We start from the raw sequence: 21,901 nt of genomic DNA on the forward strand, positions 1-21,901 counted from the left end.
TGGGCCGTGGACGGTCCCTTCCGCGGGCGGTGCTGACAGAAAGGGGTGTTGTCAGGCTGCCGCCCGGGGGCTTTTGGTGAGACGAGGCGAGGGTACGTCATCCGTCTCGGGGTAGTGGCACGCGGTCAGGTGCCCGGCCCTGTTGCCCTCCGCCTGCACCAAGGGCGGCGTCTCGGACGCGCATTTCTCGGTCGCCTTCCAGCAGCGGGTCCGGAAGACGCAGCCCGACGGCGGCATGATCGGCGAGGGCACGTCGCCGACGAGGCGGATGCGTTCGCGGGGCGTCTCCTCGACCGTGGCCTCGGGCACGGCGGACAGCAGTGCGCGGGTGTAGGGATGACGGGGGTTGTCGTAGAGGTCGTCGCGGTCGGCGATCTCCATGATCTTCCCGAGGTACATGACCGCGACACGCTGCGAGAAGTGCCGGACGACGGCCAGGTCGTGCGCGATGAAGACGAAGGCGATACCCAGCTCTCGCTGCACGTTCTGGAGCAGGTTCACGACCTGGGCCTGAATGGAGACGTCGAGCGCGGAGACGGGCTCGTCGGCCACGATCAGCTTGGGCTCGAGGGCGAGCGCGCGGGCCACCCCGATGCGCTGGCGCTGGCCGCCGGAGAACTCGTGGGGGAAGCGGTTGAAGTGCTCCGGGTTGAGCCCCACGATCTCCAGCAGCTCGCGCACCCGGTTCTCGCGCCCGCCGGCCGGCTTGATGTCGTTGATCTCCATCGGGCCGGCGATGATCTTGCCGACGGTCTGCCGCGGGTTGAGGGACGCATACGGGTCCTGGAAGATCATCTGGATCTCGGACCGGATCGGCGCGAGGGCCCTCCGCCCCGCGTGCGTGATGTCCTGTCCCCGGTACACGATCTTGCCGCCCGTGGGCTCCAGCAGGCGGGTGATCAGACGCCCGGTGGTGGACTTGCCGCAGCCCGACTCGCCGACCAGGCCCAGACTCTCGCCCTCGCGTACCTGGAAGTCCAGGCCGTCCACCGCGCGGACGGCGCCGACCGTGCGCGAGATCGGGAAGCCGCCCTTGATGGGGAAGTGCTTGGTCAGACCGCTGACGTCCAGGAGCGTTTCTGCGTTGCTCATGATGATGAAGTCCTGTCTCTTGTACGTCAGTTGTGCCGGGAACCGGCGAAGTCGGCGAACAGCTGCGGCCGCTGCTCCGGGGGCAGGTGGCAGGCGGAGCCCCGGCCCTTCACCACCTCCAGCGGAGGCTGCTCCGTGGAGCACAGGTCGCCGCCGACCTTCTCGGCGAAGGCGCACCGCGGATGGAACCGGCATCCGGTGGGCGGGTTGAGCAGCGAGGGAGGCGAGCCCGGAATCGGCTCCAGGGGCACGTCCACCGGCCCGTCGAGGCTCGGCATGGAACTCATCAGGCCCAGCGTGTAGGGGTGCTGCGGGTCGCGCAGCACCTCTTCCTTGGTGCCTCGCTCCACGCACCGGCCGCCGTACATGACCAGCACGTCGTCGGCGATGTCCGCGATGACACCGAGGTCGTGGGTGATGAAGATGATGGCGGTGCCGAACTCCTGCTGGAGGTCCTTGAGCAGGTCCATGATCTGTGCCTGGACGGTGACGTCCAGGGCCGTGGTCGGCTCGTCCGCGATGAGCAGCTCGGGGTCGCAGACCAGTGCCATGGCGATCATCGCGCGCTGGCGCATGCCGCCGGAGAACTGGTGCGGGTAGTCGTCCACCCGGATCTCCGGCTGCGGTATGCCCACTCGGCGCAGCATCTCGACCGCCCGGCTCCGGGCCTCCCTCTTCGAGGCGCCCGTGTGCTTGCGGTACGTCTCTCCGATCTGCTTGCCGATGGTGTGGAACGGCGACAGAGAGGCCAGCGCGTCCTGGAAGATCATCGCCATCTTGTTGCCCCGCAGCCGCTCCAGCTCCCGGTCGGTGGCGGTGAGGAGGTCCTTGTCGTCGAGGACGATCTCACCGTCGATCGAGGTGCTGTCCCGGTCGTGCAGACCCAGGATCGTCAGGTTGGTGACCGACTTGCCGGAACCCGATTCGCCGACGATGCCGAGTGTCTTGCCCTTGGCGAGGTCGAAGGAGAGCCCGTCGACGGCCTTGACGGTGCCGTCCTCGGTGGAGAAGTGGACCTTCAGGTCCCTGACGGAGAGGAAGGGCTGCTGTTCGGTGCTCGTCACGGGGACGCTCCAGGAGGTGATGCGGGGGTAGGGGGCTGCGGGCGGAGGTCAGGCGAGCCGGATCCGCGGGTCGATGAGGGCGTAGACCGCGTCGACGACGATGTTGAAGATCACGATTGCTCCGGCGGCCAGCACGGTGACACCGAGCAGCATGGGCAGGTCGCTCTTGAACACGGACTCGATCGCGAGCCGTCCGATGCCCTGGAGGCTGAAGGTCGTCTCGGTGATGATGGCGCCGCCGATCAGGACACCGAGGTCGACGCCGAAGATGGTGACGATCGGTCCCATCGCGCCGCGCCAGGCGAACCTGAAGAACACGTTCCGCTTGGACAGGCCCTTCGCGCGCGCCGTGCGCACGTAGTCCTCGCTGAGTTGTTCCACCATCTGGGAGCGCGTCATACGGGTGTAGTTGGCGGTGAAGATGATCGACAGCACCAGCCAGGGCAGCAGCAGTCCCGACACCCAGGCGGCCGGGTTCTCGGTGAGCGGCGTGTACGACGGCTGGCTGAGCACGCCGAGCTGCGAGACCAGGAAGTACATCGCGATGTAGCCGACGAAGTAGATCTGCAGCGAGGAGCCGAGCAGCGAGACGGAGCTGGCGAACTTGTCGAGGAACCTGCCCTGCTTCGACGCGGCGAGCATCCCCGCGCCGACGCCGATGATCAGGAAGAAGACGGCCGCTCCGAAGGCGAGCGAGAGGGTCAGCGGCAGCCGGTCCATGAGGGTGCCGAAGACCGGTTCGCGGTTGGCGAAGGAGTAGCCGAGGCAGGGGGCGTCGCAGTAGCCGTAGCCGGCGTAGTCGCGACCGGCGAAGATGCCCGCGAGCCAGTGCCAGTACTGCAGGACGATCGACTCGTCGATGCCCAGGTTCTTCCGGATCTGCTCAAGCGCCTCCGGCGTGCAGTTCTTGCCGCAGGACATCATGGCGGGGTCACGCGGAACGGCGTAGAAGAGCCAGAAGGTGATGGCGCTGATGATCAGCAGAATGACCATCGCACCGAAGACTCGGCGGACTAGGAAGCGGAGCATGGGGCGTGACTTTCCGGACGGGGCGCCGTCGCCGGGGGCAAGAGGGGGGTGGGCCGCAGGGGGCGGCCAGGGTGGTGGCCGCCCTCCGAGGGGGTCGCGCGCTTACTTCTTGATGTACAGCTTGCAGAGCGCGATGCAGGTGTTGCCGTAGTCGAACACGACGTTGCCGATCTTGGACCCGTACATCCAGTTGCGGATGGAGTGGTAGTCGGGCACCACCGGTGCCAGCTCCATGATCTGGCGGTCGATGTCGCCCCAGGCCTTGTTGGCCTTCTCCGGGTCGGGGATCGCCGACGCGGCGTCGATCGCCTTGTTGACGCTCGCGTTGTCCAGCTGGGCGTAGTTGCTGCGGCCGTTTCCGATGTTCTCGCCGGACCAGCAGGGGTAGAAGACGGAGTAGCCGTTCGGCCAGTCCGGGCTCCAGCCGGCGGCGAACAGGTCGTAGCCGTTGTCGACCTTGCCGATCTGCGTGTAGAAGGTCGACTTGTCGAGCTGCTTGTTCACGACCTTGAAGCCCGCCGCCTCCAGCGCGTTCTTGATCGCGACGGCCTGCTTCAACGCGTTGTCCGAGGTCTGGTAGGCGATGACCAGTTTCTGGCCGACCTTGCCGGCCTCCTTCAGCAGCGCCTTCGCCTTCTCCGGGTCGCCTCCGGGCTTCTTGGCCACGCCGTACAGGTCGAACTTCTGGTGGCCGGGGGTCACCGGGCTGAGGATCGTGGTGGCGAGTTCGCTGGTGGAGGCGCCGCCGCGGATCGTCTGCAGCTGCTGGTGCGGCCATGCCCAGTTGATGGCCTGGCGCACCTTGACGTCCGTGATGCGCGTGGTGTTGATCGGCCAGTAGTAGGTGACCGTGTCGACCGCGGTGAGGACGCGCTTCTTCAGGGCCGGGTCGGTGAGCACCTTGGCGATGCGCTCCGGCGCGACCTCGTTGAAGATCGCCATCGCCTGCTTGTCCTCGCCCGAGTCCGCGATGAAGCGGTCGGTGGCCGCCAGCGGCTGGAAGCCGAAGCGGAAGCGGTACTCGTCGGGGTAGGCGTTGCGGATCGAGTCCGTCTTCGGGTCCCAGTGCTCGTTGCGCACGTAGGTCAGCGACTTGCCGACCTTGCGCTCGCTGATCTTGTAAGGGCCGCAGGAGAACGGCCGCTTGTCGTACTGCTCCTTGGTGTCCTTCTTCTGCGGCACCAGGGAGAAGCCGCGCATGGCCAGCGTGAAGTTGAAGTCGGCACGCGGCTCGTTGAGGCGGAAGGTGATGGTCTTTCCGTCGATCTCGATGGAGTCGAGGTGCTTGCCCTCGTAGGGCCCCTTGTACTTGTCGCCGCCGACGAGGAACTGCTGGACGTAGCGCGGGCCCTCGGTGACGAAGTCGGCGAAGAGGCGCTCATAGGTGTGACGGACGTCGTCCATCGTGACGTCGGATCCGTCCTCCCACTTCACGCCGTCCTTGATGGTGAACGACCAGGTCTTGCCGCCGTCCTTCATCGTTCCGGCGTCGGTGGCGACATCGCCGACCAGGGTGCAGCCACCCTTCTCGTCCAGCTTGTAACCGGTCAGACCGCGCATGATCGGCACGGTGATCGCGCCCTCGGTCGAGACGTAGATCTGCGCCGGGTCCATGTGGTCCATGTCGAACTGGTCGAGCGAGTAGACGACGCCGCCCTTCACCGCGTCCTTGACCTCGGGCGCCGGACCGGTCGAGTCGGCCTTGGTGCCCACCAGGATCTCGACGGTCTCGCTGCCGCTGACCTTGGGGGCGTCGCTCTTGCCTCCGCCGCTGCCGCTGCCGCCGCCGCATGCGGTCAGCACCGAGGACGAGGCGGCGACGACACCGGTCGCTATGAGGAAGTTTCTACGGGAGAAAGCCATGATGAACCCCAAGAGTGGTCATACGGGACGGAGATGGCCGGCCGGACTGCTGTGTACGGACCGGTGAAAGGGACGGGTCAGCGCTTGGACTTCGGGTCGAGTGCGTCGCGCACCGAGTCACCGAGGAGGTTGAAGGCGAGTACGAAGACCACCATCGAGATGCCCGGGAAGAGCATGAACGTGATGTCCTCGGTGTAGAACTGGGCGCCGCGCTGGATCATGACACCCCAGTCCGGGGTCGGGTCGATCATGCCGACGCCGAGGAATGCCAGTCCCGCCTCCGCGGTGACGAACATCGGGAGCATCAGCGTGGTCTGGATGATGATCGGCGTCCACAGGTTCGGCAGCAGCTCCTTGAAGACGATGCGCCAGGGAGAAGCGCCCGTGACCTTCGCCGCCTCGACGAACTCCCGCTCGCGCAGGCCGAGAACCTGTCCGCGCAGCAACCGCGCGAGGGAGGCCCAGCCGAAGCCCGACAGCACGATGATCAGGGAGATGGCCCGAAGCGAGGTCGGGATGTTCTCGTCGGGGGCGACGAAGAGGCCGTAGATGACCGGCATGAAGGCGATGAAGAACAGCGTCGACGGGAACGACAGCAGGATGTCGATGATCCGGCCGACGAGGTAGTCCGTCTTCCCCCCGAGATAACCCGCGGTGGTGCCGATCACGACGCCGAGAAGCGCGGTGAGCAGGGTGGCGGCCACGGCGAGGCCCAGCGAGGTCCGGATGCCGTAGAGCAGGAAGGTGAAGACGTCCCGTCCGAGCTGCGGCTCGATGCCGAACCAGAACTCCGAGCTCATGCCGCCGTTGGGGCCGGCGGGATACGAGAAGGCGTCGAGCAGTTCGGGGCGCTGGCTCGCGTACGTGGTGTACGGGTCCTTGCCGTAGAGCTTGGCGATGAGCGGTGCCGCGAGCGCGATCACGAAGAAGAAGATCACGATGCACGCGGATATGACGCCCGCGCGGTCACGCTTGAAGCGCTTCCAGGCCAGCCGGCCCGGGGAACGGCTCTCGTTGCCCTGAGGGGTGGTGGGCGCGGGCGACTTCACGACGCTCGCGTCGGTCACCTCGAGCGGGGCGGCCGCTGATGGAGTTGGGGGGGTCATGGTGCTCCTGGCCCAAGGGAGGGGCTGATGACTCCGCAGGGCGTCCCCCTACGGGCTACGCCGGACTTTTTCAACGCAATTCGCTCAAGGTCAATAAAATCTGGTCCGAGTTGACCTTCTCTTTAGTGAATTTGCTATCCATTGATCGTTTCATAGCTACGCGTGTAGCGCATCGTGATCGACCTGTGCCTTACATCGGGCTAACCGGTCAAATCAGTCAAGTTGTTCGTTATGCGGACGCCAGAGGCGCGGAATGCGTACATCGGAGGGGGTGATGTAACGGCTGTGTGCAGCTTTGCGGTGATCCGTTGCGCGTCTGCCCGTACGTGCCGGGGAGTGCCGCCGTGCGTGATCCACGCAGCACAGGTATCGGGCAGTGCAGGGGTTGCCCCCGTCGGCCACTTACCGCGCCCTACGTCGGCCATGGCGCCAACCTCACAGGGCAATACAGCTAGCCCAGGGGCTGTGGCCATGGATTGAGCTCTTCCAGGGGCAGTGCCCGGTAGCCCATACGGGCAGGAGCATCGTAGAGACGAGGGTGCGCGGTGAACTGAGCCAGTGGATCCAGGCTCATCGGCTGGAGGTCTGGGATGACGACGTTGACGGCGGACAGTCCGACGTCCGCCAGCTCCGTCGTGGTCCGATCAACTGCCACTGGTCGCATTCCAGCATCGGCGAGCCGGGAAATGAGCACGTTGAGGGCATCCAGCGGATCGGTGGGCAGCGGGGCGCGAGAGGGAGCAGCGGGTCGGTCCGGACCGTGCAGCAGGAAATCGAAGGCGTGGGAGTGTTCGGCCCGACCCAGGTAGCGGGCTGTGTCGCCGGCGGCTCGCTTGCCGGCCGGAGACCGGTCATCCTCGGACTCGGGGGTGAAGTGGATGAGGGGCGGTGTCGACATCGCTTCCAGGATGGCCTTGTGTGCCGCAGTCGCGAGGTCTCTGGCGCTGCCGGCTCCGACCACCCGGGAGGCCCGCTGGTCGTGGGGGCAGCACAGGAGGCAGTAGACCGTCGGCACGCCCAAGTCGGACGTCGCATCGAAGAGATGAACCTGCATGAACCGGACCCGGCCCCACTCGACCAATTGCATGACCTGGTGGTCCAGACCAGCAGGGTCGAGAATCGGCAGTGGCAGCTGTTGGAGCCACAGTACTGCGTTGGCGTCCCGCTCGATGACTTCGAGCACGCCTCGAACGACAGCCTCCAACGGGTCAGTATGTACGGCGAACCCGGTGGAGATACGGGGTGTGAAGAGTTCTGCGGGCAGGGGATTCGCCAGGCCGTAACACGCTGACACAGCCGGCACCCAAACGTGCTGACGTGAGATCAGGTCCAATCCGGAGGTCCAGCGGATTGCTGCCTCGGGCTCGAACGGGATCACGGGGCACTGAGGATGCGCGTATTCGGCGTCCGAGCAGCGGGGGAAGCGCTCCACTTCGAGACACTCGTCGGCAAGATCCCGCGCACTTGCCGTAATCCGCTCTTCATTGCGGACGTCTAGGCCCACGTATCGCTCCGCGGCCTCGGCGAGTGCGACGAAGCGTGCCAAGTCCGAGTTCTTCCATACGTGTCCGCCTCCGGACCGGCCATCGCCGCCGCACTCCGCTTTCCATTGGTGAACCTCTCTCGGAAGACTGCTTGTGCGAAGTTCGTCGAGCCGAGAGACGAGACCGTACGGCGAGACCAAGGGGTCGAGCGAAACCGCCGGATTCCGACCCGATCGGTTGCCTTCGGCGGCGTTGAAGACCCGCGCATCGGACGTCCGTGTTGAGCGCACTGTCACTCCTGCTTCCATGCGGGTGCTCGTAAACGACATGACGGACGCTGCCAGGGTCGGCGGTCCGCCGGCGGTCCGCCCCAGACCGCCCGCTGACCAAGCCGTGACGGAGGACAGGTTCAGGCTGGATGCGACCAACCCCTACGGGAGGGAGAACCGAAATGGCTGCCGAGCCGACCACCAATCCGGACCTGGACCTCGACCTCGATGAAGGTGACGACTTCATCACCCTTGATGAACCCGCGATGTGCGGGGTTGCCCAGTGCTGCTCGGAGGGCTGCAGCGGCAGCACCAAGTGCAGCTAGGTCCACTCTCAGCAACTGAGGTATCAGGAAGCAACCGCGCCTGCTCGCCGTGTTTCGGCACGCCGGGCAGGCGTGGGTCCTTCGAGGGCTTTCAGGCAAGGAGGTGATCCTTCAGTGTCCCACCGCGCATCAATCATCGACGCGCAGCCAACCGTCCTGCTCGGTGCCGGCCTGTTCGGCCTGCGGTTCGCTGAACTGCTGGCTGAGCTGATCGGTGGCCGGACACTGCCGCCGGGCACAACGCCAAGACGTTTGTTTGCCGGTCGGCCGAATGCAGTTGTGCTCGGTCTGTGGCGTCCCTTCCCTGAGCTGTGCGAGAAAGTCGACGCCTTGGCCCACGAGACATCCACTCCTTGGATGCCTGTTGTCCTGGAGCCGGCGGCTCTCAGAATCGGCCCGCTGGTGGTCCCGGGCACTGGTCCCTGCCATCGGTGCTTCGAGCTGCGTCGCAGTCAGCATGATCGGCAGACCAGGGAGACTGCAGCGCTGTATGCCGCCTATGACCGAGACCCGCAGTGCGGCCCTCGGGGGTATTTGCCCCAGCAGGCCCGCACCGCGTCCGGGGTGGCGACACTCATGCTGCAACATGCCGACCGAGAAGCCGGACACGTGGTCTCGCTGCTGCGTGGCGGTGGCGTTCGCCGGGACCGGGTGATCGGCCGCCATGGCTGCCCCCGTTGTGCGGCCCCCCTGCCCCGTCAAGATCTGCGTGTGCTTCTGAACCCCGAAACGAGGTCTGCGGCCGGCGGAGACGGAAGGGCGCAGCCCAAGGAGGTCATCGGTGTCCAATGACCTTCTCCCCCGCCTGAGCCGCGGATTGACCCTCGTGGCCATGGACGAAGCGCTCGTCATCCAGGGCTCCGGGCGACGCCACGTCTTGCGTGGCCGGGCCGCCGGAAAGCTGCTGCCGGGGCTCCTCCCACTGCTCGACGGCTCGCGGGACGCTGTCGAAGTCGCGGCTGAGCTTGACGTTCCCGTCGACTTCGTGGAGCGGGTACTGGCGTTGCTCGGCGAACGCGACCTGCTGGACTTGACCGGCCCGCTGGATGACACCGAGGTGCCGGAACATGTCATTGACCATCATGCCCGCAGTCTGGATACCAGCGGTGGCCACTTGGGCGTAGCCGCTCTGCTCGGAACTCTGGCAGCGACGGCGGTTCACGTTACCGGTGTACCGGGCGTAGCCTCCGCGATTGCTGCGGACCTACAAGAGTGCGGTATCCGCGATGCTGCCGCCGGGCCGCTCGACCATGTACGGGCCGAGGCGTTGGGTCGAGCCCAGTACTGTCTCGTTGTGGTGGTCGAGGACGGCAGTGACCCGGAGTGCCTCAACAGGACGACAACGCTTTGTGGTCCTCTGGGTGTGCCCGTGCTGCGAGTTGCCACCACTGGTGATCAGCTGGAGGTCGGGCCCTGCTTTCAACTCGGTTTCACAGCCTGCCCAGACTGTCTGCGTCGTGGGCGCCACGATGCCGGGTGGTCCTGTGGTGAGGCAGATGACGACCTCGTGGCGGAGCCTCCGGCCACCCATCGGACCGACCGCGCCGTCACAGAGGCGATGCTTGCCGGGCTGGCTGCTGAAGAGGTATTCGCCCTGGCTTCGGGACGTCCTTCCCAGCGCATGACGATGTTGCGGAGGATACGGGTCGGCGACTGGGAGACCGAGCGATTCGTTGTCGTTCCCGCGACGGCCTGTACATGCTCGAACGTCGGCGGAAGCCGGTCGGAGCCAGATCTCGTCGAGGCGTTCATGTGGCAGACCGAGAATTCGCTGACTCCTCGCTTGCGTCAGAGCGCTCCCTCGCGCTCGTTGCAGGCACGGCGCAAGACACAGGCCGTCCAACGGCCGTCCTATCACTCAAGGCCCTGCCACTCCCTCCCGACGTCAACCCTGCCGATCGCAGGAACGTATGGGGAGGCCCTTGCGTCGGATCGTCGTCCGGCGCCTTGGGGCCTACCGCAAGCGGCCGACCTTCTGGCCAGGGTGGGCGGCCTACGGCGCGGCACGGGAGACAAGCCATCGCAGCGCTGGGTAGCCAGTGGTGGAGGGCGAGGGTCCGTGGAGCTCTATCTCCTCACATCCTCTGGCTTCGCCGAGTTGCCGGGCAATGTGTTCCGATATGACGACCTGGCCCACCGCCTGATTGCGCTGCGGGCCGACCCACTGCACTTGCCCGATGTGCTGGCGGACACCGACCTGGACGCCGACGACTTGGATGCCGTGATGGTGTTCTCCGCCGCCCACGGCCGGCTGGCACGCAAGTACGAGGAGTTCGCCTACCGCCTCGCACATCTGGACGCGGGTTGCGCAGCCACCCAGCTCTCTGCTGTGTCGACGGCCCGAGGATGGACCGTTCGGTTCGCGACCCGCTGGAGCGAAGCGTTCGCCGACCTTCTTGATCTGTCGCCGGACGTGCAGTACGTCACCGCGGTCGCCGGACTCCACACGAGGTGAGAGATGCCGCTTATCCCCTTGGACCGACCTGTGGACGCCATGGCCGAGGCGGTCAGAAGCCGCGTCCCGATGGCCCCTGTCACCGACGACCCGAGCCCTCTCGTCGGAACCCGACGGCCGACCGCTCCCGCAGGCGGTCCGGAAACCGTCTCGCTGGAGACGGTCCTCGCCGGGCGCAGGTCCGTGCGCCACTTCTCGGCGGCCCCCATTGGTGCCGAGCTGCTTTCACGGGTGTGTGTCCGAGCCATGGCCGCCCAGCAACAACAGTGGCCCTACCCGGTCCACAGCGACCCGGGGTGGCGGATCCTGCTGGCAGTACGGGAGGCTGATGGGCTGTCCCATGGGCTGTACCGATGGACCCCGGACGGCGTATGCGAGGTTGAAGGACGGCCGATCTTGACCGGCCTCGTGGCCGACTACGTCGACGCGCCGGTGTTGGTCCTGCTCTGCGCCCCCACGCAGCATGTCGCATCGAAGGCGATCGGGGACCTGTTGGTGCGAGCCGGCTCGCTGGGGTATGCCCTCTGGCTTGCGGCACGTACTCACGGGCTGGAGGCCACGGTGTTCGGCGGTGCGCATACACCGCTGCGTCTCGTGCCTGGCATGGCCGAAGGGCACGGCCGCCATCTGTTCACGGTCGCGCTCGGATATCCGGAGCAACACCCGGCGTCGGGTCGGGAATAACGGTGCGCCGGCCACAAGAAGTCACTACGTGGACCGTGCTGCGGCGTATCGGCGTCCGCTTCAGGCCCTACCGATGGCAGATCGCATGCTCGGCCCTGATGGTCACGGTTACCGCTGTGCTCAACACATTGGCACCCCTGATGCTGCAACGCATCATTGATCACGCTCTACCGCGCCACGACGTCAGGTTGCTCGTTGTGCTCTGTGGACTGATGATGGGCGCAGGAGTGCTGGCCAGCGTCATCATGATCGGCCAGTCCGCGCTGATCTACCGGATCGCCCAAGGGGTCAGCGCACGCTTGCGTATCGATGTCTACGACAGAGTCCGTGCTCAGCCGCTTCACTTCTACAGCGAGCGTGGACAGGCCCAGATTCAAACTCGTCTGATCAGTGACATCGACGGAGTTGATCAGTTCCTCAGTGGGACCGTGCAACAGATCCTGGCAGCACTGACCACCCTTGCGGCAGTCGGGACCGCCATGGTGATCCTGAGCTGGCAGTTGGCGGTGGCGTGCCTGCTCATGGCCAGCATCCTCAGCCTGCTGAACAATCGGTTCGCGCGCCGTCGACGAGCCCTCGCGCGAGTAAGGCAGGGCCTGCTGACCAAGGTGCTCCGATACGTGGCTGAAGACCTGTCATGGTCCGGAGTGTTGCTTGGCCGCACCATGCGGCGAACGGGCAAGCAGCGCGAGCGTTTCGCGAAGACCGCCGAACACATCCGTGATGTGACGTTCCGGCAGCGGATGGCCGGCATCTCGGCCTACGCGTTGATCGGAACGTCGTTCGCCTGCGTACCGCCCTTGATCTTCTTGGCCAGCGGGACGATCGGATCAGGGATTTCGGTCGGTGCGGTGGTGGTACTGGTCATGCTTCAGACACGACTGGCACGGCCGATACAGGGCTTGCTGCGGCTGAGCGGCAGTATCCAGACTTCGGTCGCCATGTTCGAGAGGGTACTGGAGTACCTGGACCTGGATACCGATGACCATCTGTTGCTGCCGAACTCCGCACCCGTACCTACGGGTCCAGCGCACATTAGGCTCCGCGGTGTTTCCTACTGCTACCCAGAGGCCGCCGAACCCGCTCTCACACATGTGGACGCGGACTTCACTCCGGGGTCGGTCACCGTCGTCACCGGCCGCACCGGGTCGGGGAAGAGCACGCTCGCCCTGGTCCTCGCAGGACTCATCGCCCCCGATATCGGCAGCGTCCAGCTCAACGACGACAGCGGTCCGGCTGGGCTGCGTGCCGTAGTCACGCTTGTCGCACAGCACACGGCTCTGCAGCACGGAACAGTCCGTGACAACGTGGCATTCGCCTGCGACGACCTGACGCAGGACGACCTTGACCGAGTGCTGGCCGCGGCTCAGCTGGAGACGGTCGTTGCCAGGCTGCCCGAGGCCGCGGACACATCGATCGGTGCGGAGGGTTTTCGGTTGTCAGGAGGGGAACGCCAACGGCTGGGAGTTGCAAGAGCGCTGCTCACCCGCTGTCAGGTGATGATCGCAGACGAGGCGACCAGTTCCCTGGACCACGCTACGGCCGACCACATCCACGCTGTGCTGCGCCGGCACTGCCGTGACAAGACGTTGGTCATCATCGCGCACCGGCTTCCTCGCATGGAGCCGGACGATCGTGTGATCGTCCTCGACCATGGCCGAGTCGTGGAGGCAGGCACTCACGCCGTACTGCGCGACGCTGAGGGCCCCTACTCAGGCTTGCTCAAGGCGCAGTACCGCGAGATGCCAGGGGTCTCGGCGACTTCGTGAACGGCACTGACCACTCCTCACCCGGCTTGTCATGGAACTCGGCTTCGAGCCAGGGACAAGACGCAACCTGCACGAGCGGATGCTACGCAGAGGCGAGGCCGTTCACGTCGGTCGCCTGCTATGGAGGGCCAACCTGTCATTGAAGCCGGGAGGCTGTGCTGCCGGCCCTTGTGAGATCGTCGAAGTGATCGGTGAGGTAACGAGAGAAGCGAGCCACCGTACTGTCGGGTAGTGGGGCGCGCGCCCTGTGGACCCTGAGGCCGCCAGGCAGAGGGGCGGATCCCGGACAGCCGGCAGCCTTGCGCAGCGGAGGTGGTATGCCGATCCTGTTGAACAGGGACTCGGCCTCCTCCAGATGCTCCGCGACGGGCGCCGTGGCGTCGACGGACTCGGTGACAGTTGTGAGCACGCTCAGCGCGCGGGCCAGCACCAAGCGCTGCCCCGACTCGCGGGCCTGATCGACTGCTTGGTGCGCCGCCTCCAGCGCGTCGACGGCTTCGCCCGCCTCAAGGAGAGCCACAGCGCTGAGTGTGCGGATCCGAGGTACCGTCAGAGGGCTGCCGTTCACCGCGAGGCCGTCGGCCGTGCTCAGGATCGCTGCTGCCTCTCCGTATCGCGTCTGCGTGCAGTACAGGGCGCCGCGCACAAGCAGGATTTCGATCAGACCGGTCTGGTGCCCGGTCTCCTCGGCGATGCTGCGGGCGACCTTGAGATGCCCGTCGGCCTCCGTGGTCAGCCCTGCTGTCAGCTTGACGGAAGCCAGGCCCACCAGGGAGTCGACCTGGCAGTTGCGGTTCCCGACGCGCTCGGCGAGTCCGAGTGCGTCTTGATAGGCGATCAGGGCACGGGCGGTCTGACCGGCGTCGTAACGCACGCGCCCGAGGGTCTCCAGCATGACCGCCTCCGCGTAGAGAGACGCGGCTTCGCGGGAAACCTCCAGTCCCTTCCACAGCGTGGCGGCAGCTTCCTGCAACCTGGCCTGCTTCTGCTGTATCAGCGCGTGGTTCACCAGAGTCATGGAATGGATGTGTCCTTGGGGTCCGCTGCTGAGAGCGAGCGCCCCCGTCACGGCCTTCTCCGCCTCGGCGAGTTGCCCCAGCGCGAGATGCAGGGAAGCCGTGTTGGTCAACATGATCTTTTCGGCCTCCACCAAGCCGAGCGAGCGGTAGAGGGAGAGGGCGCGATCATAGGAAGGCAGTGCCTTGCGCGGCTCACCGAGTAGCTTCAGTGTCACCCCCTTCCCTTGCGCGCTACGGGCCTCCCCCGAGAGCCAGCCGACCTTGTGAGCCGCAGCCTGCGCGTGCTCGTAGGCGCTGAGTGCGCCTCGGAAATCCCCGCTTCTCCATCTGGCATGCCCTGATGACAGGTGCATGCTTGCCTGGCCCTGCTGGTCGCCGCGGCGTTCGGCCGCCCTGTGGGCGAGCGCCACCAGTCGAAGCCAGTCGGAGAGAGGGCGACGGTGGTGGAACAGGTCCTGCAACGCGTCGACTGTCTGCCACGCAAAGCGGTCCGGACCGTGTTCTGCTGCGTATCCGATCGCCGCGGCGATGTCCTCCCACTCCGTGTCGAACCAGGCGAAGGCATCGTCCACTGTGTGGAAGGTCCTCGGGGCCGACCCGTCGACCGGTTCGGGACGTGGCTGGGGGCAGTAGAGACCACACGTGGCGGCGACGTTGGAGACGCTCTGCAGGTAGTGATCGAGTAGACGGTGCACCGCCAGCTGGCGCTGCGCCTCTGTACTCTCCGCGGCCACCCTTTCCCCAGCGTATTCGTGCACGAGGTCGTGCCAGACCGTACGACTGGTCTGGTTGTCGCGGAGTAGATGCACCTGCTGCGCCAGCCTCAGCAGATCCCCCGTCAGGGTCTCGTCCAGTCCGGCACCGGCGGCGATGGCGGCCGTTGAGCGACCAGTGCCCGGAAGCAGCCCCAGGGTTCGAAAAACCCACTTCGCGTCGTCGGGCAGTGTTTCGTACGACAGATCGAGCGCGGCTCTCACCGCGACGCTTTCTTCACCCTCGACGTGCAGTCGGGCAAGACGACCGCGTTCGGCGAGGCTGGTGACATAGGCCCGGATGCTGCCTTCCCGCGTGCCGATCCAGGACCCGGCGACGCACAGCGCGAGAGGTAGATGATCACAGAGCTTGACGAGGTGGGCTGCCGCCTGCGGGTCGGCTGCGACAGCGTCGGCTCCGAGCGCCGCGCGGAAAAGCTCCAGTGCCTCCTCGTGGGACAGCACGTCGCAGTTGATCCGGCGGGCGCCGTCCAGGGTGGTGAGGCCGTTGAGCTCCCTCCGACTCGTCACCAGAGCAAGGGAACCGTCGGTGGCGGGAAGAAGCCGGCGGACGAACGAAGCCTCGGACACGTCATCGAGCAGGACCAGAACCCTCCGGCCCGCCAGAAGTGTGCGATAGAGAGCGGTCTGTGCCTCCAGGCCCAGGGGGATGTCGCGTGGTGGGCAACCGAGGCCCTGCAGAAGAAGGGGCAGTGCCTCATCCAAGGACATGGGTTCGGCGTTGTCGAAACCGCGCATGTCCAGGAAGAGCTGCCCGTCGGGATAGTCATCTGCTATCCGGTGCGCCCAGTGCAGCGCCAACGCGGTCTTCCCGGCGCCTGCGGGCCCTACGATCACAGCTGGAGTTCCCGTTTCACTCCGGCAGGCCTCGAGTTGAAGCAATTCATTGTGCCTACCGATGAAATGGTGCGGGGCACGCGGCAGTTGGCGGGGCACCAACCGGTGTTGAGAGGGACCGGGGGAACTGGGCTCAGCCGCTTGCGGGATGTCTCCCGAGAGCAGCTTCCGGTGAAGGGCTGTGAGTTCGTCAGAGGGATCGACACCAAGTTCCCTCACCATGCGATTGCGCAGGTCCGTATAGACGTTCAGGGCATCGGGAGAGCGGCCGTCCCGGGCCAGCGCGATCATCAGCAGAGCATGCGGGCGTTCCCGCAGCGGGTGTGTCGACGTGAGCCTGACGAGGTCAGCGACGGCTGAGCGCGGTCGTTCCAGCTCCAGTTCCGCCTCAGCCTTGTTCTCCTCGGCCGCGATCCGCAGTTCCGTCAGGCGCTGGCGCTCCGCTTCCATGGTCGGCAGATCGGGGAGCGGGTCGCCCCGCCACAGCGCCAGGGCCTCGTCGTTGTGGCGGTAGGCCTCAGTCCACTCCTGACGGCCAAGCGCCCTCATGCCGTCCCTGACCAGCGACTCGAAGAGGAAAGCGTCAATGTCAGCGGGCGCAGCACGCATGACATACCCGGGCTTGTGGGTTATCAGGAGATCGGCGCCGACGGGGCCGAAGGCATGTCGAATCTCGGAGACCAGCGCGCGGATCCGAGCTGCCGCTGCGGTAGGCATCCGGTCCTTCCACATGTCCTGCGCCAGCCGGTCCACGGACACCACGCGATCGGCGTGCAGCAGTAGCACCGAGCAGAGGGCTCGCTGGCGTCCGGTGAGGACAACCGCGCCTTCGTCGAGTCGAATCTCAAGGGGGCCGAGCAGACGGAATCGAGGTTCGCGACCATGCATCCAGGAACGGTATACCAACATCATCCGTGCAGGCTGTGATACGCCGCTCGGTTCCCTGCCGCTTGCTCGGCGACCGCCTCGTGTGCCGAATCCGTCTGCCATGTTGCCTTTTCACAGCTTTCCCACGGCCTCTGGTGTGTTCAGCCGGTCCGACAGCGTGTTTCCAATGAAGGGGTGGGTCGCCGGCGCAGAGAGAGGCTACCTGGGGTCAAGGAGCGCCCGACCGCGTTCGTGGACTTCCAACCAGCCGGAAAGGCAAACGCCGCGCTGGCATCGCAGTCGTGCCGGCCTCGACCGCCGTCCTCCGTCTGGATAGGCAAAGGAGAATCCCGCCAAACGCCGCTGCAGCGGAAATAGGCACTGCTGACGCGCGAGAAGAGAAGCATCAACTGCGATTACCGGCCTCGGCCCTGGTGACCGCTCCGGCCATGGCGGCAGCGGCGGTTTGATCCGCACCCACAAGTCGTCATCCACGATCCACGGCAGAGTCGTCCCACGACACGAGCGGCCAGGTCACACATCGGTCGCCTTCAGGTCGCCCGGCGACCGGAAGGCGACCGATGTGTGACCGTCGACTTGGTGAGGCTGTTGCCACCGGCCAGACAAGGAGAAGCGGATGTCGCTCGATCCTCTGAAATCGCTGCCCGAGCTGGGTGTTGGACTCGGATATCGTGATGAGCTTCACGATGACATCGTTACTCATCGGGACGAGATCGATTGGCTGGAAATCGTGACCGATCGATACCTTCTGGATCCAGAGCAGGAGGTGCTGCGTCGTCTGCGGGAGGACTTCGTCCTGGTGGCTCATGGGCTGGACATGTCCATCGGTTCTGATGCCCCACTCGACCTGGACTACCTTGAGGGGGTTGCTGCGGTCGCCGATTCGGTGGACGCGCCCTGGGTCAGCGATCATCTCTGCTTTACTCGTGAGCACGGTGTGGAACTTCATACTCTGGCGCCGGTGTTCCGGACCCCGGAGCGGGCGAGAACGATAGCGGCGCGCGCGCAGGCGGTGCAGGACAGGCTGGCACGACCGTTCCTGCTGGAGAACATCACTTACTACCTTGACCCGCCGGGAGCGATGTCGGAACCCGATTTCATCAGCGCCATCATGGACCGCTGTGATTGCGGCCTCTTGCTGGACTTGAACAACGTAGCCGTGAACTCCGCCAATCATGGATTCGATCCCTATGCATACGTTGATGCCCTGCCGTTGGATCGCGTCGTGCAGGTGCATCTGGCCGGTGCCGCACCCGTTGCACATGACGGGATGCCCGTGATCGACGGTCATGACTGGGCTGTGACGGACCAGGTGTTCAACCTGCTCGAACATGTCGCGCGTCGTCACCAGCTCAAGGGCGCGATGATCGAGAGAGATCAGAACTTCCCGTCCGACTTCGGTGAACTGTCGGATGAGCTGCGCAGGACTCGGACTGCGTTGGCGACAGGCGTTGAGGCTCGGTCGGTGTCATGACAGTGCAGCAGATGCTGGCCGAAATTCTGGCGTCGGAACCGCTGCTTGCGGAGGCACGAGCCGATCCGGAGGCTTTTGCGCGAGCACACGATGTTGACGCGGATACGGTGCGCCGACTGGTGGCCTCCCCCGGCCTGTACACGAGCGCCTCGATCGTCAGGGCAGCGCGGGCCGGGCGGATCCTGGCGGCCTACCCGGGCACCTTCGCCGTAGTCGGTTCTGCGGCGGGTCGCGCTGCTCTGATGTCAGCGGCGATCACAGCGGGTTGCGTAAGCACTCTGTCCGGGCTGGGCGAAGTTGGGGAGAGGCTGGCGCATTCGGTGAGTGCCGACGCCCCGCGGCAGGTTCCGGTTGCCGACCTCGGCCTGCTGCGAGAGATGATCCGGTACGAGACCGCCTGCCACCGGCTGCGTCTGTCAGCGCGGTCAACGGCCGATGTCCCTGAGATGCCGGCATTGGCCCCGGGTGTCCTGCTCACCTCCTTCGACCGCCCCATCGCTGCCATCCGGCGGCATGTGCTGGAGGGCGATCAGGGCTCGGAGGGCGCGGGTCCGGTGGGCCCCTCTCACTATCTGCTGCGGTCGGTGGGAGATCCGGTACGTGTACTTGCTCACCGGCTGGCTCCGCTGCTTGCTGCGTTGCTCAGTGCTTGCGACGGCCGGAGAGAGGCCGGCCTCGTCGCGGCCGAGGCGGGGGTTCCCGCGGAGACGGGCTTCCGCAGTCTCTGCAGGTTGGAGGAGCAAGGGGTCATCACCTGGCCGGGTGCCGCACACCAAACCGTGAAGCCTGCGTCGGCCTTGACGCGTGACCCCGGTGACCGGAAGGGGGCGTGATTGTGCCGAGCGACGGAACTTCTCCCTAGCCGCGGCTTTCTTGCCACCACGACCGCTCCGTGACGAGGCCATGGAGGATGCCGATCACGGCCGAGAAATGGCTCGCAGGGGCAGAGCAGCAGTACTTTCGATGAGGAGCTGCTGGTACACCGTTCGCAACGCAGGACCTGGCACGACGCCGAGCTGTTCGCTGAGACCTGCCTGGATTCGCTGGTAGATCGCCACTGTCTCGGCCGGTCGTCCGCTGCGGTACAGAGCTTGCATCAGCAGTGCGGCGACGGTCTCGTCCAATGGATGTCGGACCGACAGTTGTGCCAGCTCGGGAATCAGTTCTTCGTGGCGGCCGTTACTGAGCCACGCAGCGGCCGAGGCCAACTGGGCCGACAAGAGTTCCTGCTCCAGGGCGTGGCGGGTGCGTCGAGCCCAAGGCGAGTCGACGTCGGCAAGGGGGGGCCCGCTGGGAACGCGCAACGCCCGTTCGTAGAGGAAGGCGGCGGTCGGTTCGTCGTCACAGCGTCGAGCGTCCCGGATCAGCTGTCGAAAGCGGCAGATGTCGACTGATCCTGGTGCAGTTGCCAGGCGGTATCCACCCCGCTGGCGTATGAGCGAGCGTGAGTCGACGCCGTTGGCCGTCATTGCCCGGCGCAGTCTCTTGGCGCACGTGTACAGGGCGTCCCGCGGATCCTCCGGAAGGTCGTCGCCCCATATCCGGTCCACGACAGCGTCGTCAGGGATGAACTCGCCCGGTTGACAGGCCAGGCAGGCGAGCAGATGCCTGGCACGCGGCGACGAAGGCTGCCAATGCTTTCCGCCAGCGGTCACTGAAACGGTTCCCCACAGCCGGACTTCCACGACGCCTCCCCATGTCTACGTTCCTCGGCCGCTTGGAAGCCTTCCAACGGCGCGCACGTTTTCTGCATGGGCAGCGCATGGGCTGGTCGCAGTGCCGTCAGGATGGCCGCCCGGTCAGCGGGACCCTCGGTGATCGGATCCACCGGCCCGTCCTCCGGTCTTGAACCCGTGCGCGAGGTCGTCGAGGGGCTGTTGCAGAACTGATCTACATCGAGGCACCAGTGATCACGCCCTGCGCATCTGTCTCTCCGGCGTCGCGCTTCCCCGCCGCTCTGACTGCCTTCGATCGGATACTGACCTGCTGTTCACCCGAACAGCAGACGTGTCCGGCGTGCTGTGCCCCGTGGACATCCGGATGGAGGCGCTGAACATGCGCAATGTGCCTTGCCCCATGAGATTGGAGGCGGTGGCGCAAAGTGTAGTCAGGGCACGAGGAGGCACTCCATGCGCGGAGCGACGCACGCCAAATGGGCCGCATGCGCGGCGGCGGCAGCCCTCGCGGCGACGGCCTGCGGCGGCGGGGGCGGGGACAGCGGCGGGGACAGCGGCGCCGTGCTCAGCTCCTCGTGGGGCGACCCGCAGAACCCGCTGGAGCCGGCCAACACCAACGAGGTGCAGGGCGGCAAGGTCCTGGACATGATCTTCCGGAATCTGAAGAAGTACGACCCCAAGACCGGCGAGGCGAAGGACATGCTCGCCGAGAAGATCGAGACCTCCGACTCGCAGACCTACGACATCACGGTCAAGGACGGCTGGACCTTCAGCAACGGCGAGAAGGTCACCGCCCAGTCCTTCGTCGACGCCTGGAACTACGGCGCGAGCCTGAGGAACAACCAGCGCAACGCGTACTTCTTCGCCTACATCGACGGCTACGACGAGGTGCACCCCGAGGACGGCGGCGAGCAGAGCGCCGACACGCTCTCCGGGCTGGAGGTGACGGGAGAACGCACCTTCACCGTCAAGCTCAACCAGAAGTTCTCCAGCTTCCCCGACACCCTCGGCTACAACGCCTTCGCACCGCTGCCGAAGGCGTTCTTCGACGACCACGACGCCTGGCTCCAGAAGCCCGTCGGCAACGGCCCCTACCAGGTCGACAACTACACCCGCGGCTCCCAGATGTCCCTGCGCACCTGGGAGCAGTACCCGGGCCCCGACAAGGCCCAGAACGGCGGCGTCGACCTCAAGGTCTACACCGACAACAACACGGCCTACACCGACCTGATGGCCGGCAACCTCGACCTCGTCGACGACGTCCCGGCCGCCCAGCTCAGGAACGTCGAGAACGACCTCGGCGACCGGTACATCAACACCCCGGCCGGCATCATCCAGACCCTTGCCTTCCCGTACTACGACGACGACTGGAACAAGTCCGGGTCGGAGAAGGTGCGCAAGGGCCTGTCCATGGCGATCGACCGGAAGCAGATCACCGACACGATCTTCCAGCAGACCCGCACCCCGGCCACCGACTGGACCTCACCGGTCCTCGGCGAGGACGGCGGCTACCAGGCCGGCCTCTGCGGCGACGCCTGCGACTACAACCCCGAAGAGGCGAAGAAGCTGGTCAAGGACGGTGGCGGCCTCCCCGGCGGCCAGGTCAAGATCACCTACAACGCCGACACCGGCTCCCACAAGCAGTGGGTCGACGCGGTCTGCAACTCCATCAACAACGCCCTGGACAACGACCGCGCCTGCGTCGGCAACCCGGTCGGCACCTTCGCCGACTTCCGCAGCCAGATCACCGACCGGAAGATGAGCGGCCCCTTCCGCGCCGGCTGGCAGATGGACTACCCGCTCATCCAGAACTTCCTCCAGCCGCTCTACTACACCAACGCCTCCTCCAACGACGGCAAGTGGTCCAACCAGGAGTTCGACGACCTGGTCGACAAGGCCAACGGCCAGACGGACGAGGCCGAGGCCGTCAAGACCTTCCAGCAGGCCGAGGAGGTCGTCCGCGACAACATGGCCGCCATCCCGCTCTGGTACCAGAACGGCAGCGCCGGCTACTCGGACCGCCTCTCCGACGTGGAACTCAACCCGTTCAGCGTCCCGGTGTACAACGAGATCAAGGTGAGCTGAGGGGGCGC

Annotated in this window: 17 protein-coding genes; 8 read left to right on the forward strand and 9 right to left on the reverse strand. The window is 65.9% G+C overall.

Annotated elements, in window-relative coordinates; translation table 11 throughout:
• Positions 1-51: 51 nt before the first annotated feature.
• The 6 genes from ACFW01_RS09055 to ACFW01_RS09080 all read right to left on the reverse strand — a co-directional run bounded on the left by ACFW01_RS09055 (position 52) and on the right by ACFW01_RS09080 (position 7,700).
• On the reverse strand, positions 52-1,092 hold the full coding sequence (locus tag ACFW01_RS09055; RefSeq protein WP_234954912.1) for an ABC transporter ATP-binding protein: 1,041 nt from the start codon (positions 1,090-1,092) through the stop codon (positions 52-54).
• Positions 1,093-1,118: 26 nt separating this feature from the next.
• Positions 1,119-2,156, reverse strand: a complete 1,038-nt coding sequence (locus tag ACFW01_RS09060; protein ID WP_234954911.1) for an ABC transporter ATP-binding protein — start codon at positions 2,154-2,156, stop codon at positions 1,119-1,121.
• Positions 2,157-2,204: 48 nt separating this feature from the next.
• Positions 2,205-3,185: an ABC transporter permease gene (locus tag ACFW01_RS09065; RefSeq protein WP_234954910.1), complete on the reverse strand. Its 981-nt coding sequence runs from the start codon at positions 3,183-3,185 to the stop codon at positions 2,205-2,207.
• 102 nt (positions 3,186-3,287) lie between these two features.
• Complete coding sequence (locus ACFW01_RS09070; protein WP_384502737.1) at positions 3,288-5,048, reverse strand: ABC transporter substrate-binding protein; 1,761 nt, start codon at positions 5,046-5,048, stop codon at positions 3,288-3,290.
• 77 nt (positions 5,049-5,125) lie between these two features.
• Positions 5,126-6,154, reverse strand: coding sequence for an ABC transporter permease (locus ACFW01_RS09075; RefSeq protein WP_234954908.1), 1,029 nt, complete (start codon positions 6,152-6,154; stop codon positions 5,126-5,128).
• Between the two features lie 451 nt (positions 6,155-6,605).
• Positions 6,606-7,700, reverse strand: a complete 1,095-nt coding sequence (locus ACFW01_RS09080) for a YcaO-like family protein (protein WP_234954907.1) — start codon at positions 7,698-7,700, stop codon at positions 6,606-6,608.
• Positions 7,701-8,089: 389 nt separating this feature from the next.
• On the opposite strand from ACFW01_RS09080, the gene ACFW01_RS09085 reads away from it, so the two are divergent.
• Positions 8,090-8,233 carry a hypothetical protein gene (locus ACFW01_RS09085; RefSeq protein WP_234954906.1) on the forward strand — a complete coding sequence of 48 codons (144 nt, stop codon included), beginning with the start codon at positions 8,090-8,092 and terminating at the stop codon, positions 8,231-8,233.
• Between the two features lie 129 nt (positions 8,234-8,362).
• Here ACFW01_RS09085 and ACFW01_RS09090 read toward each other — a convergent pair whose 3' ends face one another.
• Positions 8,363-8,572, reverse strand: a complete 210-nt coding sequence (locus tag ACFW01_RS09090; RefSeq protein ID WP_234954904.1) for a hypothetical protein — start codon at positions 8,570-8,572, stop codon at positions 8,363-8,365.
• 18 nt (positions 8,573-8,590) lie between these two features.
• On the opposite strand from ACFW01_RS09090, the gene ACFW01_RS09095 reads away from it, so the two are divergent.
• The 4 genes from ACFW01_RS09095 (at position 8,591) to ACFW01_RS09110 (ending at position 13,141) form a co-directional block, all read left to right on the forward strand.
• A complete protein-coding gene (locus ACFW01_RS09095; RefSeq protein WP_384502759.1) occupies positions 8,591-9,025 on the forward strand; it encodes a TOMM precursor leader peptide-binding protein in 435 nt (144 codons plus the stop codon).
• Between the two features lie 40 nt (positions 9,026-9,065).
• Positions 9,066-10,688, forward strand: coding sequence for a hypothetical protein (locus ACFW01_RS09100; RefSeq protein ID WP_384502738.1), 1,623 nt, complete (start codon positions 9,066-9,068; stop codon positions 10,686-10,688).
• A 396-nt stretch (positions 10,689-11,084) separates the two neighbouring features.
• Positions 11,085-11,372 carry a hypothetical protein gene (locus ACFW01_RS09105; protein WP_234954900.1) on the forward strand — a complete coding sequence of 96 codons (288 nt, stop codon included), beginning with the start codon at positions 11,085-11,087 and terminating at the stop codon, positions 11,370-11,372.
• Positions 11,373-11,407: 35 nt separating this feature from the next.
• Positions 11,408-13,141: an ABC transporter ATP-binding protein gene (locus ACFW01_RS09110; protein ID WP_384502739.1), complete on the forward strand. Its 1,734-nt coding sequence runs from the start codon at positions 11,408-11,410 to the stop codon at positions 13,139-13,141.
• A gap of 136 nt (positions 13,142-13,277) precedes the next feature.
• Here the strand turns inward: ACFW01_RS09110 and ACFW01_RS09115 are convergent, their stop codons facing one another.
• Positions 13,278-16,682 carry a BTAD domain-containing putative transcriptional regulator gene (locus ACFW01_RS09115; RefSeq protein ID WP_384502740.1) on the reverse strand — a complete coding sequence of 1,135 codons (3,405 nt, stop codon included), beginning with the start codon at positions 16,680-16,682 and terminating at the stop codon, positions 13,278-13,280.
• A gap of 592 nt (positions 16,683-17,274) precedes the next feature.
• Here ACFW01_RS09115 and ACFW01_RS09120 point away from each other — a divergent pair.
• Positions 17,275-18,132 carry a DUF692 domain-containing protein gene (locus tag ACFW01_RS09120; RefSeq protein WP_384502741.1) on the forward strand — a complete coding sequence of 286 codons (858 nt, stop codon included), beginning with the start codon at positions 17,275-17,277 and terminating at the stop codon, positions 18,130-18,132.
• The gene (locus ACFW01_RS09125; protein WP_384502742.1) at positions 18,129-18,965 is read left to right on the forward strand and encodes a hypothetical protein; all 837 of its coding nucleotides are present in this window, start codon (positions 18,129-18,131) and stop codon (positions 18,963-18,965) included. The genes ACFW01_RS09120 and ACFW01_RS09125 overlap by 4 nt, the downstream gene beginning before the upstream one ends.
• A gap of 84 nt (positions 18,966-19,049) precedes the next feature.
• On the opposite strand, the gene ACFW01_RS09130 is transcribed toward ACFW01_RS09125, so the two are convergent.
• Positions 19,050-19,817, reverse strand: coding sequence for a BTAD domain-containing putative transcriptional regulator (locus ACFW01_RS09130; RefSeq protein WP_384502743.1), 768 nt, complete (start codon positions 19,815-19,817; stop codon positions 19,050-19,052).
• A 444-nt stretch (positions 19,818-20,261) separates the two neighbouring features.
• Here ACFW01_RS09130 and ACFW01_RS09135 point away from each other — a divergent pair, with 444 nt between their 5' ends.
• Entirely contained in the window at positions 20,262-21,893 is a 1,632-nt protein-coding gene (locus ACFW01_RS09135) for an ABC transporter substrate-binding protein (RefSeq protein WP_384502744.1), read from the forward strand.
• The last annotated feature ends 8 nt before the right edge of the window (positions 21,894-21,901 follow it).

It is taken from the genome of Streptomyces sp. NPDC058985 (assembly GCF_042740985.1).
GTDB lineage: Bacteria > Actinomycetota > Actinomycetes > Streptomycetales > Streptomycetaceae > Streptomyces.

Excerpts from the sequence above, each read along its gene's own strand:
- ACFW01_RS09055 (WP_234954912.1), bottom strand. The coding sequence starts at position 1,092 with ATGAGCAACGCAGAAACGCTCCTGGACGTCAGCGGTCTGACCAAGCAC.
- ACFW01_RS09065 (WP_234954910.1), bottom strand. The coding sequence starts at position 3,185 with ATGCTCCGCTTCCTAGTCCGCCGAGTCTTCGGTGCGATGGTCATTCTG.
- ACFW01_RS09070 (WP_384502737.1), bottom strand. The coding sequence starts at position 5,048 with ATGGCTTTCTCCCGTAGAAACTTCCTCATAGCGACCGGTGTCGTCGCC.
- ACFW01_RS09075 (WP_234954908.1), bottom strand. The coding sequence starts at position 6,154 with ATGACCCCCCCAACTCCATCAGCGGCCGCCCCGCTCGAGGTGACCGAC.
- ACFW01_RS09085 (WP_234954906.1), top strand. The coding sequence starts at position 8,090 with ATGGCTGCCGAGCCGACCACCAATCCGGACCTGGACCTCGACCTCGAT.
- ACFW01_RS09095 (WP_384502759.1), top strand. The coding sequence starts at position 8,591 with ATGCCTGTTGTCCTGGAGCCGGCGGCTCTCAGAATCGGCCCGCTGGTG.
- ACFW01_RS09100 (WP_384502738.1), top strand. The coding sequence starts at position 9,066 with ATGGACGAAGCGCTCGTCATCCAGGGCTCCGGGCGACGCCACGTCTTG.
- ACFW01_RS09115 (WP_384502740.1), bottom strand. The coding sequence starts at position 16,682 with ATGATGTTGGTATACCGTTCCTGGATGCATGGTCGCGAACCTCGATTC.
- ACFW01_RS09120 (WP_384502741.1), top strand. The coding sequence starts at position 17,275 with ATGTCGCTCGATCCTCTGAAATCGCTGCCCGAGCTGGGTGTTGGACTC.
- ACFW01_RS09125 (WP_384502742.1), top strand. The coding sequence starts at position 18,129 with ATGACAGTGCAGCAGATGCTGGCCGAAATTCTGGCGTCGGAACCGCTG.
- ACFW01_RS09135 (WP_384502744.1), top strand. The coding sequence starts at position 20,262 with ATGCGCGGAGCGACGCACGCCAAATGGGCCGCATGCGCGGCGGCGGCA.